Below are 16,900 nucleotides of genomic sequence, written 5' to 3'. Positions count from 1 at the left end.
CGGGCCCGCCCCGGGCGGACAAGGGAACTCGTCCTCCTCGTCTGGCGTTGACCAGTCAGGGAGGGTCCACTGGACGTGGAAACACAGACAGGCTCCAGACCCAGTGGAAGCAGCAGACAAGCAAGCAGTGGGTTCCCCTGCCGCACCATCAGGAGGACGTACCGTGCACCGCCGGCACAACGGGTTGAAGACCGCCGTACTCCTCGGAGGCCTGTCCGCCCTCATCCTCGTCATCGGCAGCTTCTTCGGCCGTACGGGGCTCATCGTCGGGCTCGTCATCGCCCTGGGGACGAACGCGTACGCGTACTGGAACAGCGACAAGCTGGCCCTGCGCGCGATGCGTGCCCGCCCGGTGAGCGAATTCGAGGCGCCCGCGCTGTACCGGATGGTGCGCGAGCTCTCCACGCAGGCGCGTCAGCCCATGCCGCGCCTGTACATCTCTCCTACGGAAGCGCCGAACGCGTTCGCGACGGGCCGCAACCCGCGCAACGCCGCAGTGTGCTGCACCGAGGGAATCCTGCGCATCCTGGACGAGCGAGAGCTGCGCGGTGTCATCGGGCACGAGCTGAGTCATGTCTACAACCGCGACATCCTGATCTCCTCGGTCGCCGGAGCGCTCGCCTCCGTGATCATGTTTCTGGTCAACTTCGCGTGGCTGATCCCGGTCGGCCGTTCGAACGACGACGACGGACCTGGCATCTTCGGAATGCTCCTGATCATGATCCTGGGGCCGCTCGCGGCGTCCCTGATCCAGCTCGCCATCAGCCGCTCCCGCGAGTACGAGGCCGATGCCTCGGGCGCGCAGCTGACCGGTGACCCGCTCGCTCTGGCGAGTGCCCTGCGCAAGCTCGAGGCGGGTACGAAGCAGCTGCCCCTGCCGCCCGAGCCGCGCATCGAGACGGCGAGCCACATGATGATCGCGAACCCCTTCCGCCCCGGTCAGGGAATGTCGAAGATGTTCTCCACGCACCCGCCGATGGCGGACCGCATTTCCCGGCTCGAGCAGATGGCAGGTCGCCAACAGTGAAGACAATCCTGAACGTCATATGGCTGGTCCTGAGTGGCTTCTGGCTGTTCCTCGGCTACGTTCTGGCAGGCCTCCTGCTGTGCATCACCATCATCGGGATCCCGTTCGGGATCGCCGCCTTCAGGATCGGCGTCTACGCCCTGTGGCCCTTCGGGCGCACGACGGTCGAGCGCAGGGACGCGGGCGCGCCCTCCTGCGTCGGCAACGTGCTGTGGCTGATCCTCGCGGGCTGGTGGCTGGCCCTGGCGCACATCGTCACGGGCGTCGCCCTGTGCGTGACGATCATCGGCATCCCGTTCGGCATCGCCAACTTCAAGATGATTCCGCTCTCACTGCTGCCGCTCGGCCGCGAAATCGTGCCCACGGACCAGCCGTTCGCGACGCGCTAGGCCGAGCCGCCTGTGGTGCCGTGCGCACCACGCGCGCGTAGCCGGACCACGTAGGCGAGCACCCCCAGGAGGATGACACCCGCCCCCGCCGCAACGGACGACACGGGCAGCGAACACGCCAGCGCCAGGCACCCCGCGGCCCCGAGCGCCGGCAGCGCCCGCGCGCGTACCGCGGAACTCAGCGTCCACGCCGAGGCATTGGCGATCGCGTAGTACACCAGCACACCGAACGACGAGAACCCGATCGCCCCGCGTACGTCGCCGAAGGCCGCCACGACGGCCACCATGGCCCCGACCGTGAACTCGGCCCGCCGCGGCACCTGGAAGCGCGGGTGCACGGCTGCCAGAGCGCCCGGCAGTTGCCGGTCCCGCGCCATCGCGAGCGTCGTCCGGGACACCCCCAGGATCAGCGCCAGCAGCGACCCGAGCGCCGCCACCGCCGCCCCCGCCCGCACCACCGGAACGAGGCCGTCCACGCCGGCTGCCCGCACGGCTTCGGCCAGCGGGGCCGAGGCCCGGGCGAGCCCGTCCACGCCGAGCACGGCGACGGCGGCGGCGCCCACGGCGGCGTACACGACCAAGGTGATCCCGAGCGCCATGGGGATCGCCCGCGGAATGGTCCGCGCCGGATCCCGCACCTCCTCGCCGAGCGTCGCCACGCGCGCGTACCCGGCGAAGGCGAAGAACAGCAGCCCGGCGCCGCTCAGCACGCCGCTCACGCCCTCGGAGAGCCCGGGAGCGAGCCGCCCGCCCTCGGCGCTCCCCGAGCCCGCACACGCCACCACGACGGCCGCCAGGACGGCGAGCACGACCGCGACGACGATCCGCGTCAGCCAGGCCGACTTCCGCACCCCGAAGCAGTTCACGGCAGTCAGCGCCACGACCGCCGTGACCGCCACCGCATGTGCCTGCCCCGGCCACACGTACGTTCCCACGGTCAGCGCCATCGCCGCGCACGAGGCCGACTTGCCGACGACGAACGCCCAACCCGCCAGATACCCCCAGAAGGGCCCGAGCCGCTCCCGCCCGTACACGTACGTGCCGCCCGACACGGGATACACGGCCGCGAGCCGCGCCGACGACATCGCGTTGCAGTAGGCCACCACGGCCGCCACAGCGAGTGCGTACAACACCCCCGTACCGGCCGCCCGCGCCGCGGGCCCGAGCGCCGCGAAGACGCCCGCACCGATCATCGACCCGAGACCGACGAGCACGGCGTCCCGCACACCCAGCGCCCTACGAAGGGGAGTCCCCGGCTGTGTCATGTGCCGCACACTAAAGGGCTCGTGCAACCACACCATGCCTACCTGTCGTCCTTCTGGGCAGCAGGTGGCCAGGGCGGCGACGCACTCGGCGACCCGGCAAGAACGACGCAACAAGGCGCTGCGGCAAGGCAGTACGCGCCACAGCACTACAGAAGGGCAGAACGCGGCATGGGCATCATCGGCTGGATCATCCTTGGACTGCTGGCCGGTGCCATCGCCAAGTTCCTGTTGCCCGGCCGGGACCCGGGCGGCCTGATCGGCACGACCCTCATCGGCGTCGCGGGTTCCTTCATCGGCGGCTGGATATCGTCCCGTTGGCTGGACCGCCCCATATCCACGGACTTCTACGACGGTGCGACCTGGGTCGCCGCGATCGGTGGCGCGCTCGTCCTCCTGATCGTCTACCGCATCTTCTTCGGCGACTCGCGCAGTCGCCGCTGAGCTGCAGCCGGCAGCAAGAAGGGGCGGCACCCGCCGGGTGCCGCCCCTTTCGCTTACGTAGGCAGTCCTACCGGTAGTTCACGAACTGCAGCGCGAAGTCGAAGTCCTTGCCCTTGAGCAACTGCTGGACGGTCTGCAGGTCGTCACGGCTCTTCGAGCTGACGCGCAGCTCCTCGCCCTGCACCTGCGCCTTGACGCCCTTCGGGCCCTCGTCACGGATCGTCTTCGCGACCTTCTTGGCGTTCTCCTGGGAGATGCCCTCCTCGATGGAGGCGAAGATCTTGTACTCCTTGCCGGAGAGCTGCGGCTCGCCCGCGTCCAGCGACTTCAGCGAGATCCCGCGCTTGACCAGCTTGGTCTGGAAGATGTCGAGGATGGCCTTGACCCGCTCCTCGCCGTTGGCCTCCATCAGGATCTTCTCGCCGGACCAGGAGATGGAAGCGCCCACGTTCTTGAAGTCGTAACGCTGCGAGATCTCCTTGGCGGCCTGGTTGAGGGCGTTGTCGACCTCCTGCCGCTCGACCTTCGAGACGATGTCGAAACTGGAGTCGGCCATGTCCTGTGGCTCCTTGTATCGGGGGTGGATCGGGTACTGGTCGGAATCCGACCGGGTTCTGCTCGGACTGCGCGCCGGGGAAGTCGCGCCAAGAGCAGCCTAGCCACCGTGCCGCACCCGGCCGCCGATCAATCGGGTGGCGAAGCACCCCCGTGCATCAGGTATTGTTTACGTCGTTGCCAGCGAGCACCGCCGCAAAGCGGGGCCCGGGGCAGCGAACCCAAGGCGGTGTGCCCGAGCGGCCAAAGGGAGCAGACTGTAAATCTGCCGGCTCAGCCTTCCCAGGTTCGAATCCTGGCGCCGCCACACTTGGGGGAAGCCCCCTCTGAACTGCGTTTACGCAGTGCGGAGGGGGCTTCGTCGTGTTCTGGGGTGATCTTTTAGGTGGGATCGAAATGCGGTGATTTGTGTCACATCACCCCGGTGTGTGGGGAACTCTGTGGCCCGCCCGCAGACCCTTGTGTGACGCATGGGGCGCCCATAGGGTGAGCCGGCTTGTGGCGGCAGGAAGGGGCGGGGCGGCATGCGTGTTGGGCTGGTGACCATGCCCTGGCACGCGATCGACCTGCCCTCCCTCCAGGTGGGTCTGCTGCACCAGCTGCTGCGCGAGGTTCGTCCGGACGACGAGGTGCGCGAGTTTCACGGCTCGCTGCGCTGGGCGGAGCTGCTTCTCGAGCGCTCGGGCGGCCGCCTGGGCCCCAGCGACTACGAGGCGATCGGCAGCGACTCGATCTTCCACGGGATCGGCGACTGGGTGTTCTCCGGAGTCCTCTACGACGACGAGGACTGGGGCACCGCACAACTGAGGTCGTACGCGCGCGAGCGCGGTGTGCCCGCCGGCACCCTGGACACCGCCTTCGAGATGCGCCGCCATGCCGCCGCGTACATCGAACGCTGCGCGACCGAGGTGCTGGCGCACGAGCCCGACGTCGTCGGTTTCACGAGCACCTTCATGCAGAACGTGGCGTCCCTCGCCCTCGCCAGGGAACTCAAGCGCCGTCACCCGGAGTTGACCGTCGTCTTCGGAGGCAGCAACTGCGAAGGGCCCATGGGCCACGCCCTGCACCGAAACCACCCCTACGTGGACCATGTCGTGCGCGGCGAAGGGGAGTACGCCTTCCCGGCCCTCCTCGCCCACCTGGACGCGGGCACGCCCCCCGACGACGTTCCGGGCCTCTGCTGGTGGGACAACGGTGTCTCCCGGGCCAACACAGAGCCCCACCGCACCGTGGCTCCGGCCCACATACCCTCGCCCGATTACGACCAGTGGCAGGCGGAGATCGAGGCATCGCCCGTCCTCGAACACGTGTATCCCAAGCTGGTCGTCGAGGGCGCCCGCGGCTGCTGGTGGGGCGAGAAGCACCACTGCACCTTCTGTGGCCTCAACGGCAGCACCATGGCATTTCGCGCCAAGCCCGGCGACCGGCTGTGGAGCGAGATCGAACGCCTCGTGCGCCGCCACCGCATCCTCGACATCGTCACCGTCGACAACATCATCGACATGGCGTACTTCAAGGACTTCCTGCCGCTCGCCGCCGACAGCGGCTGGGATCTGCGGATCCACTACGAAGTGAAGTCCAACCTCAACCGGGAACAGATCGCCCAACTCGGCGCCGCCGGCGTGGTGCTGATCCAGCCCGGCATCGAAAGCCTCAGCAACCGCGTCCTCGACCTGATGGACAAGGGCGTCACCGGCGCCCGCAACATCCGTACGCTGCGCGAGTTCGACAACCACGAGATCACCTGCACCTGGAACTACCTCTACGGGTTCCCCGGCGAGACCGTGCGGGACTACGCGCGCGTGCTCGACCAGATGCCCGCCCTCGTGCACCTCCAGCCGCCGAGCGGCGCCTTCCGGATCCAACTCGAACGCTTCAGCCCGCACTTCACCGACCCCGCCCTGGGCTTCGGCAAGCGGCGTCCCGCCGACATGTATCAGCACGTGTACGAGCTCCCGGAGTCCGAACTCGCCGACCTGGTCTACCTGTTCGACACCGAGGACGCGGGCATCGGTGGCGACACGGAGGACCGGTTGCTGCGGGCCGTGACTCAATGGCGTGCGCAGCACGCCACGTCGACCCTCGTCATGGAGCAGGCGGGCGAGGACGAGAACACGCTCCTCGTACGGGACCGCCGCGAGGGCTGGCCGCGCCGTACCTACTGGTTCAACGGCTGGGAGGCGGCCGCTCTGCGCATCCTGGAGGAGGGCGCCAGTGAATCCGCCCTGCAGCGCAAGCTCGCCGCCACAGGCCACGACGTACCGGCCGAAGAGCTGGGGGAGTGGGTCGCGCAGGCCGTCACCTTCGGCCTCCTCTTCCGCGACACCGGCACCTACGTCTCCCTGCCCACCCGCGCCGCGCCGATCCGCATCGCGAGCGAACCCTCCGACCCCGACGGCTCCAACGGCCCCACCGACCCGGCGGCCTCCGGATGACCGCGCTTCCCGCCCTCGTCCCGCACCGCGTCATCGGCACCCGCGTCCGCGTGACGGAACCGCTGCCCCTGCACGGTGATGGCCGCGCCACCACCCGGGCGGTCCAGTTCCTGCGCGAGTGCCAGGCCGCGGGGCTGAGCACCCACTGGGAGGCGGTCACCGTCCCGCGTCATACGTATGACGGAGCCAAGGCTCCTGAGGGCTCGACAGGTGTTACGTATGACGGCCTCGCCCCCGCGGCGGGTGTTACGTATGACGGCCTCGCCCCGGCGGCTGGTGTTACGTATGACGGACTCGTCGCCGCAAACCGTGTCCCGTACAACCTCCGCACCCTGCACCACCTCCCACCCCCGGCCCAACAGCCCGATGAGTCAGGCGAGTTGACGGCCTGGCGTGCCGAGCACGCCTACGGGATGCTCTACCACCGCCGCGGCCCGGGTTTCGTCACGGTCATGGACCGCCGCGAGCGCCCCGCCTCGGCGCGGTTCACGCTCGACCACCCCGACCTGCTCGCCGCCTTCGACGCGCTGAGCGACGCCACACCGCTCGACACGCTCGCTCCCGCCCACCGAGAGGCGGCCCTCCACCTGGCGGAGGAAGAACTCGCGCTGATCGTGGACGGGTGGGCGGTGGCGCTGCCGCCCCGCATGCACCGCTGGCCCGTGCCGTGCATGGGGATCTGACGCCGCGTCGAAGTGCAAGGAACCCCCTCGGGAACCTTCCTGAGGGGGTTTCAGCGTGTGCCCGCGGCGATCACGACGCAGACTGAACGCATGCCGACCACATCCCGCCGCCGACAGTGCCCCGAATGCCGCCGCGAGATCGCGGTCGTGGCTGGCCGCTTCGCCCGCCACGACCCTCCTGGCACCCGCGCCGCTGGAGAGCTGGTCTCATGCCCCGGTTCACGCCGCCCGGCCCAGCTCGGCGCCGTTCAGGACGCGCTCGACGGGGACGTGGTCCCGCACGTGCCGGGCCAGATGCCGCTGTTCTGAAGCCCGCGGCGCCGAGTCGCACGCGCGGCCGGGCCGCCCGCCCGCGTACGCGACAGCTCGGACGACTCAGTTGCCCGCGACCGACTTCACCGCCACCGTGACCGGCGTGGAGCCGGAGATCAGCTCCAGCGTCAGTCCCGCCGTGGCGGGCGTGTCCACAAGATCCGCGAGGACGGCCGCCACGTCGTCGCGCGGCACCGGCCCGCGCCCGGTCGACGCCTCCAGACGGACGAGCCCCGTCCCCGCGTCGTTCGTCAGCTGACCCGGCCGCAGGATCGTCCAGTCGAGCCCGGTACGGCGCCGTACGTCGTCGTCGGCCGCGCCCTTGGCCCGCAGGTAGACGTCGAAGACGTCGTCGCCCTTGTGCGCCGCGTCCGCCGCCATCGCGGACACCACGATGTAGCGGCGCACCTTGGCCCGCTCCGCGGCATCCGCGAACAGCACGGCGGCGTCCCGGTCCACGGTGTCCTTTCGGCCGGCGCCGCTGCCCGGACCCGCGCCGGCCGCGAAGACGGCCGCGTCCGCACCCTGCAGATGCGCCGCGACCTCCTCAACGGACGCCGACTCCAGGTCGCACAGCACGGGTTCCGCACCAGCGGACCGCAGGTCGTCGCCCTGCTCCGACTTGCGGATGATCCCGGCTACTTCGTCTCCGCGCGCGGAGAGCAGACGCTCGAGCCGCAGCGCGATCTGACCATGACCCCCAGCGATGACAATGCGCATGTCTCCGACGGTACGCCCGAGGCGGACGGTTCACCGTGCAACCATGCGCGCCCCGGCCCCGTACGCGTGCCTCGGACCCGGCCCGTACGCGTGCCTCGGACCCGGCCCGTACGCGTGCCTCGGACCCGGCCCGTACGCGTGCCTCGGACCCGGCCCGTACGCGTGCCCCGGCCCCGTACGGGTGTTCACGCGGGGCCCCCGCCGCCGTACTTGGCCGCCCGGCCCTGCCGCGGCAGATCGAGGGCGACCGCGGCGGCCGAGTCGCAGTACTCCCGCACCGCGCTGGTCCGCGCCACCACGCGTCCCCGGTGCACGACGATCCGGCTGTACGCGAGGGAGAGCACGCCCGCGAGCCGGTCGCCGCGCACCGCCAGCAGCTCCGCGGGAAACCCCGCCTCCACGCGCACCTCCGGCAGGCCGAGCGCCGCCCTGGCCGTCGAACTCACCGCTTCGTAGGCGTCCTCCGGGCGCATCCCGTAGCGCGAAGCCAACAAGTAGGCGGCCTCCAGAGGGTCGCCGCGCCCCACAGGGTTCGACACGTCGCGCAGCGCCCCACTGCCCGCCGCGATCGGCACCCCGGCCGCCCGCAGCAGCCGCACCGGCGCGACGCCCCGCTCGTCCACCCCCGCGCATCCTCCCTGCGGCAGGCACGTCACCGTCACCCCGGCGGCCGCGAGCCGGTCCACGGCGGGCCGTGCCGCTTCCTCCGGCAGCCGCGAGAGCCCGCCCAGCGGTCCGACGGTGACGCCCGTGCGCAGCCCGCCGACCGCCGCCGCGAGCCGCCCGAGCCGCGCCGGATCGGCCCCGTCCGTGTGCAGGTCGACCGGGCACCCGTGCTCGGCGGCGACTTCAAGAACCGCCTCTACGTAGCCCGTTGGGTCGGGGTCCAGGTCGGGGCAGCCGCCTACTACGGAGGCGCCCATTTTCACGGCGTCCCGCAACATGGCGAGCCCGTCGGCCCCGACGAGACCGGTCAACAGCCGGGGCATCGCCACCGTTCGCAGATCCGCGAGCCCCACCAGCGAGCGCCGCGCCTGGAGCACCGCCTCCATCGAACCGAGCCCCTCCATGTCGCCGATCCGCACATGGGAGCGCAGGGCGGTGGCCCCGTGGCCGAGTTGCAGCAGGGTGCTCTCGGTGGCCCGGCGCTGGACGTCCTCGGGGTCGTACGGGACGGGGCCCTCGCAGTCGGCCGAGAGGGCCGTGTCCGCGTGCGCGTGCGGCTCGACGGGGGCGGGGAGCAGCAGGCAGCCGGTGAGGTCCAGGCGCGAGCCGTGCGCGGTGAGGCTGCCGGCCGTGCCGACCGCCTCGATGAGCCCGCCGCCGAGCCGTACGTCCACGGTCCTGCCGTCGGGGAGCCGGGCGCCGCTCAGGAGCAGTCCGGAGCCCTCGGGCACGCCGGGTGACGGTGGCTGCTGTGAGGGGCTGTGGGACATCGCGCTCCTGAGGGCTCGACGAGGACGCGTATCGCGCGTCACAAGATCACGAAGGGTGGGTCGAGCCTAGGACCGTGAAACGGGCGCTTCGAGGACCGCCGAAATAGTCGTACTGGTGGGGTCCGAGGGGCTCATGTGCCCCTCGTGGGAAGGCGGCATCGTTCCCGGCGGGTGGGGGCGCGAAACGGATTTGGGCGATCGGCGCGCAACCGTGTAATGTCTTCATCGCTCGCCCCAATAGCTCAGTCGGTAGAGCGTCTCCATGGTAAGGAGAAGGTCTGCGGTTCGATTCCGCATTGGGGCTCTGGTGCAGACGTCGTTCGCGTCGCTTGCATCACAGCGGTGTAGCTCAGTCGGTAGAGCAAGCGGCTCATAATCGCTGTGTCACCGGTTCAAGTCCGGTCACCGCTACTGACAGTAGCCGATTCTGGGGTCGGTCCTTCGATCGGCTACTCTTCTATGCGTTAAACCTTTGTCCCATCCGTTCGTCAAGGAGTGCACTCACGTGGCTGCCACCGACGTCCGCCCGAAGATCACGCTGGCCTGCGTGGAGTGCAAGGAGCGGAACTACATCACCAAGAAGAACCGGCGTAACAACCCGGACCGTCTTGAGATGAAGAAGCACTGCCCGCGTTGCAACGCGCACACCGCGCACCGCGAAACGCGATAAATCAGGCTCGTACACGAGGCCGTCCCCACTTCGGGGGCGGCCTCGTGTCGTTTCGTAGATCAGGCAGATCGAGAACACATCCAGGAGGTACCGAGCCCATGGCGCTCGACCAGTCCTTCGTGGGGCGGACCTATCCGCCCACCGCCTCGTACGAGGTCGGCCGGGAGAAGATCCGTGAGTTCGCGGAGGCGGTGGGGGACACGAACCCCGCGTACGTCGACCGTGCCGCCGCCGAGGAGCTCGGCCACCCCGATGTGATCGCGCCGCCGACCTTTGTGTTCGCGATCACTTTCAAGGCCGCGGGCGAGGTCATCCACGACCCGGAGCTGGGGCTCGACTACAGCCGCGTCGTGCACGGCGACCAGAAGTTCGCCTACACGCGCCCGGTGCGGGCCGGCGACAAGCTGACCGTGACCTCCACCATCGAGGGCATCAAGTCCCTCGCGGGCAACGACATCATCGACGTCCGTGGTGAGGTGCACGACGAGAGCGGTGAGCACGTCGTGACCGCCTGGACCAAGCTCGTCTCGCGCGCCGCTGAGGAGGCCTGATCGCCATGGCGACGAACATCAAGTACGCCGATGTCGAGGTCGGCACCGAGCTGCCCGCGCAGTCCTTCCCGGTGACGCGCGCCACGCTCGTGCAGTACGCGGGCGCCTCCGGCGACTTCAACCCGATCCACTGGAACGAGAAGTTCGCGGTCGAGGTCGGCCTGCCGGACGTGATCGCGCACGGCATGTTCACCATGGCCGCGGCGATCCGTGTCGTCACCGACTGGGCCGGCGACCCGGCCGCCGTCGTCGAGTACGGCGTCCGCTTCACCAAGCCGGTCGTCGTGCCGAACGACGACAAGGGCGCCGAGATAGAGGTCAGCGCCAAGGTCGCGGCCAAGCTCGACGACAACCGCGTACGGGTCGACCTGACCGCCATGAGCGAGGGACAGAAGGTGCTCGGGATGTCGCGGGCGGTCGTCCAGCTGGTCTGAACGCCCGGTCCGATCGCCCGGTCCGATCGCTCGGTCCGGTCGCCCGGTCCGGGCGATCGGCCTGATGGCTACCTACGTAGCTGTGCGTAAGGGGCACCCTCCCGGAGGGTGCCCCTTACGCGTGTCTCTGCTCACATGCGGGGGTTGACTTAGATAGTGATTGGCCACTAACTTTGCCGCATGGTCAGGATGAGCGCGGAGGAGCGGCGCGAGAGCGTCATCCGTGCGGCGATGGTCGAATTCGCCCGCGGCGGCTACAAGGGCACGTCCACCGAGGCGATCGCCAAGCGTGTGGGTGTCTCGCAGCCGTATCTCTTCCGGCTCTTCCCGAGCAAGGAGGCCATCTTCCTTGCGGCGTCCCGGCGTTGCTGCGAAGGCGTCACCGACATGTTCCGGAAGGCGGTCGAGGGGGTGGAGGCGGCCGAGGTCGAGGAGGCCTTGGGTGCGGCCTATCTGTCGCTCATCGCGGACGACCCGGACATGCTGCTCATGCAGATGCAGATGTACGTCGCCGTGGCCGCGGCGGAAGCGTCCGGTGACCCGGAGTTCGGCGAGGAACTGCGCGGTCTGTGGATGGAGATGTACGACACCGTCCTGCTGGCGATGGGGGCGGACGTCGAAGAGACGAGCCAGTTCCTCGCGGCGGGGATGCTGATCAACGTCCTGGTGTCGATGGGATTCTCGCCCGAGCACCGGGTCTGGGCCGGCTGTTTCGCGTCACCGAAGTCCAAGTAGCGCAGCGTGGGTCACGGGGGTGCGGATTTTTGTACCCACGAAAGTTAGTCATCAATAACTAACCAAAGGTCACTGGGGGAAGCGATGTCAGGCACCACAGCACCAGCGCAGCGCGGGGGAGCCGTCTGGGCCCTCGTCATCACCAGCGTCGCCGGATTCATGGCGGCCCTCGACAACCTCGTCGTCACCACGGCCCTGCCGTCCATCCGGCAGGATCTCGGCGGCGCGCTCGACGACCTGGAGTGGACGGTCAGCGCCTACACGCTCACCTTCGCCGTCCTACTGATGTTCGGCGCGGCGCTGGGGGACCGCTTCGGGCGGCGGCGGCTCTTCCTGGTCGGGATCACGGTCTTCACCGGGGCTTCCGCTGCCGCTGCCATGTCCACCGGCATCGACGCGCTGATCGTCTCCCGTGCCGTGCAGGGCGTCGGTGCCGCGATCATGATGCCGCTCACCCTGACCCTGCTCACCGCGGCCGTCCCGGCGGCCAAGCGCGGCCTCGCGTACGGGATCTGGGGCGCGGTCAACGGGCTCGCGGTCGCCTCCGGACCGCTCATCGGCGGCAGCCTCACCGAGCACATCTCCTGGCACTGGATCTTCTGGCTGAACGTTCCGCTGGGCATCGCCCTGCTGCCGCTCGCCCGGCTGCGCCTGAAGGAGTCGTACGGCTCCGGGGCCCGGCTCGACATCGTGGGCACCCTGCTCGCCAGCGGCGGCCTGTTCGGCATCGTGTACGGCCTGGTGCGCTCGCCCGTCGTCGGGTGGACCGACACCCTCGTGCTGACCGGACTGTTCGCGGGGGCGGCCCTGCTCGCCGGGTTTGTGCACCACGGAATCCGCAACGAGAACTCCATGCTGCCCATGCGGCTCTTCCGCTCTCGGGCCTTCGCCGGGATCAACGCCGCGAGCCTGCTGATGTTCCTCGGGATGTTCGGTTCGATCTTCCTGCTCAGCCAGTTCCTACAGGGTGTGCTCGGCTACTCGCCGACCGAGGCGGGCCTCAGGATGCTGCCGTGGACCGGCATGCCGATGCTCGTCGCACCGATCGCAGGGATCCTCTCGGACCGCATCGGCGGCCGGCCCGTCGTCGCGGCGGGACTGTTCCTCCAGGCCGTCGGACTCGGCTGGTTCGCCGCCGTGGTCTCCGCCGACGTCTCGTACGCGGCCCAGCTGCCGGCCCTGATCGTCAGCGGCGTCGGCATGGCCCTCTACTTCGCCCCGGCCGCCAACCTGGTCATGTCCAGCGTCCTGCCGCAGGAGCAGGGCATCGCCTCCGGCGCCAACAACGCGCTGCGCGAGGTCGGCGGCGCGCTCGGCATCGCGGTCATGGCGTCGGTCTTCTCGGCCCAGGGCGGCTACGACTCCGCACAGCACTTCGTGAACGGGATCGAGCCCGCGCTGTGGGTGGGCGCCGCGATCGTGGCCGTGGCCGGTGTCGCCGCCCTGTTCATCCCGCGGGAGGGGCGCGCCAAGCCCGGCGCGCGGGATTCCGAGCCCGCTCCGGTCCTGGAGAACGCCTGATCACTGGACGTCCGGCCACTCCGGTGGAAGGACGTCCTGCCGGGCTTCCGGTGAGCCCGGCCCCGGCAACGGCGGCCCCGTCCGAGCGGCGGGGCCGTTCTCGTACCCTTGAGCGCGTGCAGGAACTCCACGACGCCCCTCTCGCCCCCCTGACCACCTTCCGGCTCGGCGGGCCCGCCACCCGGCTGCTCACCGCGACCACCGACGCCGAGGTGATCGACGCGGTGCGCGAGGCCGACGCCACCGGCACGCCGCTGCTGATCATCGGCGGCGGCAGCAACCTCGTCATCGGCGACAAGGGCTTCGCGGGCACCGCCCTGCGCATCGCCACCAAGGGCTTCGAACTCGACGGTACGAAGCTGGAACTGGCGGCCGGCGAGACCTGGACCGACGCCGTCGAGCGCACCGTCGAGGCCGGGCTCGCGGGTGTCGAGTGCCTCGCCGGGATCCCCGGCTCCGCGGGCGCGACGCCGATCCAGAACGTGGGGGCGTACGGCCAGGAGGTCTCCTCCACGATCACCGAGGTGATCGCCTACGACCGCACGACCGGCGAGACCGTCACGATCCCGAACGCCGAGTGCGCCTTCTCGTACCGGCACAGCCGCTTCAAGGCCGAACCCGACCGCTACGTAGTGCTGCGTGTGCGGTTCGAGCTGGAGGACGCGGGCGGCCTCAGCGCGCCCCTGAAGTACCCGGAGACCGCGCGCACCCTCGGCGTCGAGGCGGGCGAGCGCGTGTCCGCCGCCGTCGCGCGCGAGACGGTCCTGAAGCTGCGCGGCGGCAAGGGCATGGTGCTCGACCCGGAGGACCACGACACGTGGTCGGCGGGCTCGTTCTTCACCAACCCGATCCTTACGGATGCGGAGTTCGCGGCCTTCCACGCGCGCGTGGTCGAGCGTCTGGGGGCGGACGCGAAGGCCCCCGCGTTCCCCGCGGGGGAGGGCCTCACCAAGACCTCCGCGGCCTGGCTCATCGACAAGGCGGGCTTCACCAAGGGCTACGGCTCCGGCCCCGCCCGCATCTCCACCAAGCACACGCTCGCCCTGACGAACCGCGGCGAGGCCACCACGGAGGACCTGCTCGCGCTCGCCCGCGAGGTCGTCGCCGGGGTCAGGGACGTCTTCGGCGTGACGCTGGTCAACGAGCCGGTGACGGTCGGCGTCAGCCTCTGAGCCTCCCCCGCCCGGCAGGGCCTAGTAGGCAACGCCGACGCCCTGCTTCACCGTCGCCGGGTCGTCCACCATCGCCAGCATCGCGTGCGCCACGTCCGCGCGGCCGGCGAAGCGGCCCGCGCGCGGGGAGCCGCCCACGACCGTGCGGTACGAGCCGGTGACCGGCTTGTCCTGAAGGCGGGGCGGGCGGACCGAGGTCCAGTCCGTCGCACTGCGCGCCAACTCGGCCTCCATGGCGGCAAGATCGACGTAGATGTTCTTGAGGACCGAGCCGACGATCTTCAGCATCATGCGGTCGATCAGCGGCGAGCCGGCCGGCTCGGGGCCCACCGGCGCCGCGCTGACCACCAGGATGCGGCGCACGCCCTCCGCCTCCATCGCCTTCAGGACCGACCGCGTCAGCTCGGTGGCGATGCCCGCGTCCGAGCGCTTGCGAGCCCCCAGACCGGACAGCACGGCGTCCCGGCCCGCGACCGCCGGACGCAGCGACTCGGGGTCCTTCAGGTCGCCGCGGACCACCTCCAGGCGCTCGCCGGACACGGTGAGCCTCGCGGGGTCGCGGACCACCGCCGTGACCTCGTGACCGGCCTCCAGAGCCTGCTTGACGATCTCCTGCCCGATCCCGCCCGTCGCACCGAAAACTGTGAGCTTCATGGCGTGCCTCCAGGTGTGCGTCGCATGGTGGGTGAGTGTTCACTCACCCGGCTTCACCCTTAGAGTGAGTGAGTACTCACCCCCGCGTCAAGGTTGGTTGGAGACCGCATGGACCAGAAGCCGGCCCGTGTCCGCATCGTCGAGGCGGCCCACGAACTCATGCTGAACATCGGTCTCGCCCGGACGACCACCAAGGAGATCGCCAAGGCGGCGGGCTGCTCCGAAGCAGCGCTCTACAAGTACTTCGCCAACAAGGAAGAGCTCTTCGTGACAGTGCTCAACGAGCGCGTCCCGAAGCTCGGCTCCCTGCTGGGCCGCCTCCTCAGGGAGGGCAAGGGGGACCCCGATCGCACGGTCGAGGAGAACCTCATCGACATCGCCCGCGAAGCGGCGCTCTTCTATGAGCAGGCGTTCCCGATGGCGGCGTCCCTGTACGCGGAGCCCCAGCTCAAGCGGCGGCACGAAGAGGTGATGCGCGAGCTGGGCACAGGGCCGCACAAGCCGATCCAGGGGCTCGACACCTACCTGCGGTCCGAACAGAAGGCGGGCCGCATCAGTACCGAGGCCGACACGTACGCGGCGGCCTCACTCCTCCTCGGCGCGTGCGCACAACGCGCCTTCGCCTACGACATGTCCCCGGAGGGCAGGCCGCCGCAGTCGCTGGACGAGTTCGCGGCCCACATCGCGCGCACCCTGCTGAGCGGGATCGCCTGAGCGGCATCGCCTTGGCCGGCGGTCGGCCGGCCCGCCCGTCGGCTCAGGCCGCGAGCCACTCGTCCACGCCGCTCAGAAGCTTCTCCCGTACGTCCACGGGGGCCGCCGAGCCGCGCACCGACTGCCGCGCCAGCTCGGCCAGTTCGGCGTCGGAGAAGCCGTGGTGGCGACGCGCGATGTCGTACTGGGCGGCGAGCCGCGAGCCGAACAGGAGCGGGTCGTCGGCGCCCAGCGCCATCGGCACCCCGGCCTCGTACAGCGTGCGCAGCGGCACGTCCTCGGGCTTCTCGTAGACGCCGAGCGCGACGTTCGAGGCCGGGCACACCTCGCAGGTCACGCCCCCGTCCGCGAGGCGCTTCAGTAGCCGCGGGTCCTCGGCGGCCCGCACGCCGTGGCCGACCCGCGTGGCATCCAGGTCGTCGAGGCAGTCGCGCACGGACGAGGGCCCGGTCAGCTCGCCCCCGTGCGGAGCCGAGAGCAGCCCGCCTTCGCGCGCGATGTGGAAGGCCCGGTCGAAGTCCCGCGCCATGCCCCGCCGTTCGTCGTTGGAGAGCCCGAAACCGACGATGCCCCGGTCCGCGTACCGCACCGCGAGCCGCGCCAGCGTACGGGCGTCCAGAGGGTGCTTCATACGGTTCGCGGCGACGAGGACGCGCATCCCGAGCCCGGTCTCCCGCGCGGCGCTGTCCACGGCGTCGAGGATGATCTCCAGAGCCGGGATCAGGCCCCCGAGACGCGGCGCGTACGACGTCGGATCGACCTGGATCTCCAGCCACCCGGACCCGTCCGCGATGTCCTCCTCCGCGGCCTCCCGCACCAGACGCTGAATGTCCTCGGGAGCCCGCAGGCAGGAACGCGCCGCATCGTAGAGCCGCTGGAAGCGGAACCAGCCGCGTTCGTCCGTCGCCCGCAGCTTCGGCGGCTCGGCCCCGGTCAGCGCGTCCGGGAGCCGCACTCCGTACTTGTCGGCGAGTTCCAGCAGGGTCGTGGGCCGCATCGACCCGGTGAAGTGCAGATGCAGGTGGGCCTTCGGCAACTGACGTACATCACGTCCTACACGCTCCATCCCAAGATCCTGCCGTACGCACCTGTCGTACCGGTAGCGCCTTTCCACCTTCGGGGCCTCTCCCGAACGAAGAAGCGGGCCGCCTCCGTAGGGAGACGGCCCGCTTACGTAGAACGGCGA

General features: G+C 70.1%; 19 protein-coding genes and 3 tRNA genes. 16 read left to right on the top strand and 6 right to left on the bottom strand.

Translation table 11 applies throughout. The features are described 5' to 3' along the window. The first annotated feature begins 163 nt into the window (after positions 1-163). Positions 164-1,027 carry a zinc metalloprotease HtpX gene (gene htpX, locus ACOKM3_RS18970; RefSeq protein WP_426901948.1) on the top strand — a complete coding sequence of 288 codons (864 nt, stop codon included), beginning with the start codon at positions 164-166 and terminating at the stop codon, positions 1,025-1,027. After that, positions 1,024-1,416 carry a YccF domain-containing protein gene (locus tag ACOKM3_RS18965; RefSeq protein WP_426901946.1) on the top strand — a complete coding sequence of 131 codons (393 nt, stop codon included), beginning with the start codon at positions 1,024-1,026 and terminating at the stop codon, positions 1,414-1,416. Before htpX ends, ACOKM3_RS18965 begins: the two co-directional genes overlap by 4 nt. Here the strand turns inward: ACOKM3_RS18965 and ACOKM3_RS18960 are convergent. Then, the gene (locus tag ACOKM3_RS18960; RefSeq protein WP_426901944.1) at positions 1,413-2,681 is read right to left on the bottom strand and encodes an APC family permease; all 1,269 of its coding nucleotides are present in this window, start codon (positions 2,679-2,681) and stop codon (positions 1,413-1,415) included. The genes ACOKM3_RS18965 and ACOKM3_RS18960 overlap by 4 nt on opposite strands. Positions 2,682-2,849: 168 nt before the next feature. Between ACOKM3_RS18960 and ACOKM3_RS18955 the strand changes: the two genes are divergently transcribed. Beyond that, positions 2,850-3,122, top strand: a complete 273-nt coding sequence (locus tag ACOKM3_RS18955; protein ID WP_426901942.1) for a GlsB/YeaQ/YmgE family stress response membrane protein — start codon at positions 2,850-2,852, stop codon at positions 3,120-3,122. Between the two features lie 67 nt (positions 3,123-3,189). On the opposite strand, the gene ACOKM3_RS18950 is transcribed toward ACOKM3_RS18955, so the two are convergent. After that, a complete protein-coding gene (locus ACOKM3_RS18950; protein ID WP_425830669.1) occupies positions 3,190-3,678 on the bottom strand; it encodes a YajQ family cyclic di-GMP-binding protein in 489 nt (162 codons plus the stop codon). A gap of 224 nt (positions 3,679-3,902) precedes the next feature. Here ACOKM3_RS18950 and ACOKM3_RS18945 point away from each other — a divergent pair. From ACOKM3_RS18945 to ACOKM3_RS18930, 4 genes are all read left to right on the top strand, one after another. Next, positions 3,903-3,984: transfer RNA gene (locus tag ACOKM3_RS18945), tRNA-Tyr, on the top strand. 217 nt (positions 3,985-4,201) lie between these two features. Further along, positions 4,202-6,112: a RiPP maturation radical SAM C-methyltransferase gene (locus ACOKM3_RS18940; protein WP_426901940.1), complete on the top strand. Its 1,911-nt coding sequence runs from the start codon at positions 4,202-4,204 to the stop codon at positions 6,110-6,112. After that, positions 6,109-6,795 carry a DUF5825 family protein gene (locus ACOKM3_RS18935; RefSeq protein WP_426901938.1) on the top strand — a complete coding sequence of 229 codons (687 nt, stop codon included), beginning with the start codon at positions 6,109-6,111 and terminating at the stop codon, positions 6,793-6,795. The genes ACOKM3_RS18940 and ACOKM3_RS18935 overlap by 4 nt, the downstream gene beginning before the upstream one ends. 90 nt (positions 6,796-6,885) lie before the next feature. Continuing rightward, the gene (locus ACOKM3_RS18930) at positions 6,886-7,104 is read left to right on the top strand and encodes a hypothetical protein (protein WP_426901936.1); all 219 of its coding nucleotides are present in this window, start codon (positions 6,886-6,888) and stop codon (positions 7,102-7,104) included. Positions 7,105-7,170: 66 nt separating this feature from the next. On the opposite strand, the gene ACOKM3_RS18925 is transcribed toward ACOKM3_RS18930, so the two are convergent. Both ACOKM3_RS18925 and ACOKM3_RS18920 read right to left on the bottom strand, forming a co-directional pair. Continuing rightward, complete coding sequence (locus ACOKM3_RS18925) at positions 7,171-7,827, bottom strand: SDR family oxidoreductase (RefSeq protein WP_426901934.1); 657 nt, start codon at positions 7,825-7,827, stop codon at positions 7,171-7,173. A 185-nt stretch (positions 7,828-8,012) separates the two neighbouring features. Further along, positions 8,013-9,263 (bottom strand): amidohydrolase family protein, encoded by a 1,251-nt coding sequence (locus tag ACOKM3_RS18920; RefSeq protein WP_426901932.1) that lies wholly within the window; start codon positions 9,261-9,263, stop codon positions 8,013-8,015. A gap of 231 nt (positions 9,264-9,494) precedes the next feature. Between ACOKM3_RS18920 and ACOKM3_RS18915 the strand changes: the two genes are divergently transcribed. From ACOKM3_RS18915 to ACOKM3_RS18880, 8 genes are all read left to right on the top strand, one after another. Then, positions 9,495-9,567, top strand: a tRNA-Thr gene (locus tag ACOKM3_RS18915). A 34-nt stretch (positions 9,568-9,601) separates the two neighbouring features. Next, positions 9,602-9,674: transfer RNA gene (locus ACOKM3_RS18910), tRNA-Met, on the top strand. A gap of 94 nt (positions 9,675-9,768) precedes the next feature. Further along, positions 9,769-9,933 (top strand): 50S ribosomal protein L33, encoded by a 165-nt coding sequence (gene rpmG, locus ACOKM3_RS18905; protein ID WP_003948671.1) that lies wholly within the window; start codon positions 9,769-9,771, stop codon positions 9,931-9,933. Positions 9,934-10,031: 98 nt separating this feature from the next. Continuing rightward, complete coding sequence (locus ACOKM3_RS18900) at positions 10,032-10,484, top strand: FAS1-like dehydratase domain-containing protein (protein WP_426901930.1); 453 nt, start codon at positions 10,032-10,034, stop codon at positions 10,482-10,484. 5 nt (positions 10,485-10,489) lie between these two features. Continuing rightward, the gene (locus ACOKM3_RS18895) at positions 10,490-10,918 is read left to right on the top strand and encodes a MaoC family dehydratase (protein WP_426901928.1); all 429 of its coding nucleotides are present in this window, start codon (positions 10,490-10,492) and stop codon (positions 10,916-10,918) included. A 180-nt stretch (positions 10,919-11,098) separates the two neighbouring features. Continuing rightward, complete coding sequence (locus ACOKM3_RS18890; RefSeq protein WP_426901926.1) at positions 11,099-11,653, top strand: TetR/AcrR family transcriptional regulator; 555 nt, start codon at positions 11,099-11,101, stop codon at positions 11,651-11,653. 84 nt (positions 11,654-11,737) lie between these two features. Beyond that, on the top strand, positions 11,738-13,174 hold the full coding sequence (locus ACOKM3_RS18885) for a DHA2 family efflux MFS transporter permease subunit (protein ID WP_426901924.1): 1,437 nt from the start codon (positions 11,738-11,740) through the stop codon (positions 13,172-13,174). Positions 13,175-13,290: 116 nt separating this feature from the next. Continuing rightward, positions 13,291-14,346: a UDP-N-acetylmuramate dehydrogenase gene (locus ACOKM3_RS18880; protein ID WP_426901922.1), complete on the top strand. Its 1,056-nt coding sequence runs from the start codon at positions 13,291-13,293 to the stop codon at positions 14,344-14,346. 21 nt (positions 14,347-14,367) lie between these two features. Here ACOKM3_RS18880 and ACOKM3_RS18875 read toward each other — a convergent pair whose 3' ends face one another. Then, positions 14,368-15,000 (bottom strand): NAD(P)-dependent oxidoreductase, encoded by a 633-nt coding sequence (locus ACOKM3_RS18875; protein WP_426901920.1) that lies wholly within the window; start codon positions 14,998-15,000, stop codon positions 14,368-14,370. Between the two features lie 108 nt (positions 15,001-15,108). Between ACOKM3_RS18875 and ACOKM3_RS18870 the strand changes: the two genes are divergently transcribed. Next, positions 15,109-15,714, top strand: coding sequence for a TetR/AcrR family transcriptional regulator (locus ACOKM3_RS18870; RefSeq protein WP_426901918.1), 606 nt, complete (start codon positions 15,109-15,111; stop codon positions 15,712-15,714). Between the two features lie 43 nt (positions 15,715-15,757). Here ACOKM3_RS18870 and ACOKM3_RS18865 read toward each other — a convergent pair whose 3' ends face one another. Then, positions 15,758-16,780 carry an adenosine deaminase gene (locus tag ACOKM3_RS18865; RefSeq protein ID WP_426901917.1) on the bottom strand — a complete coding sequence of 341 codons (1,023 nt, stop codon included), beginning with the start codon at positions 16,778-16,780 and terminating at the stop codon, positions 15,758-15,760. Between the last annotated feature and the right edge of the window lie 120 nt (positions 16,781-16,900).

The organism is Streptomyces nidicola (genome assembly GCF_050106155.1).
Lineage (GTDB): Bacteria > Actinomycetota > Actinomycetes > Streptomycetales > Streptomycetaceae > Streptomyces.
The sequence above is the reverse complement of the archived record's forward strand: the minus strand, read 5'-3'. Positions and strand labels throughout refer to the sequence as shown.

Excerpts from the sequence above, each read along its gene's own strand:
- ACOKM3_RS18900 (WP_426901930.1), top strand. The coding sequence starts at position 10,032 with ATGGCGCTCGACCAGTCCTTCGTGGGGCGGACCTATCCGCCCACCGCC.
- ACOKM3_RS18925 (WP_426901934.1), bottom strand. The coding sequence starts at position 7,827 with ATGCGCATTGTCATCGCTGGGGGTCATGGTCAGATCGCGCTGCGGCTC.
- ACOKM3_RS18870 (WP_426901918.1), top strand. The coding sequence starts at position 15,109 with ATGGACCAGAAGCCGGCCCGTGTCCGCATCGTCGAGGCGGCCCACGAA.
- ACOKM3_RS18875 (WP_426901920.1), bottom strand. The coding sequence starts at position 15,000 with ATGAAGCTCACAGTTTTCGGTGCGACGGGCGGGATCGGGCAGGAGATC.
- ACOKM3_RS18935 (WP_426901938.1), top strand. The coding sequence starts at position 6,109 with ATGACCGCGCTTCCCGCCCTCGTCCCGCACCGCGTCATCGGCACCCGC.
- ACOKM3_RS18955 (WP_426901942.1), top strand. The coding sequence starts at position 2,850 with ATGGGCATCATCGGCTGGATCATCCTTGGACTGCTGGCCGGTGCCATC.
- ACOKM3_RS18960 (WP_426901944.1), bottom strand. The coding sequence starts at position 2,681 with ATGACACAGCCGGGGACTCCCCTTCGTAGGGCGCTGGGTGTGCGGGAC.
- ACOKM3_RS18895 (WP_426901928.1), top strand. The coding sequence starts at position 10,490 with ATGGCGACGAACATCAAGTACGCCGATGTCGAGGTCGGCACCGAGCTG.
- ACOKM3_RS18890 (WP_426901926.1), top strand. The coding sequence starts at position 11,099 with ATGGTCAGGATGAGCGCGGAGGAGCGGCGCGAGAGCGTCATCCGTGCG.
- ACOKM3_RS18940 (WP_426901940.1), top strand. The coding sequence starts at position 4,202 with ATGCGTGTTGGGCTGGTGACCATGCCCTGGCACGCGATCGACCTGCCC.
- ACOKM3_RS18930 (WP_426901936.1), top strand. The coding sequence starts at position 6,886 with ATGCCGACCACATCCCGCCGCCGACAGTGCCCCGAATGCCGCCGCGAG.
- ACOKM3_RS18865 (WP_426901917.1), bottom strand. The coding sequence starts at position 16,780 with ATGGAGCGTGTAGGACGTGATGTACGTCAGTTGCCGAAGGCCCACCTG.
- ACOKM3_RS18885 (WP_426901924.1), top strand. The coding sequence starts at position 11,738 with ATGTCAGGCACCACAGCACCAGCGCAGCGCGGGGGAGCCGTCTGGGCC.
- ACOKM3_RS18950 (WP_425830669.1), bottom strand. The coding sequence starts at position 3,678 with ATGGCCGACTCCAGTTTCGACATCGTCTCGAAGGTCGAGCGGCAGGAG.
- ACOKM3_RS18920 (WP_426901932.1), bottom strand. The coding sequence starts at position 9,263 with ATGTCCCACAGCCCCTCACAGCAGCCACCGTCACCCGGCGTGCCCGAG.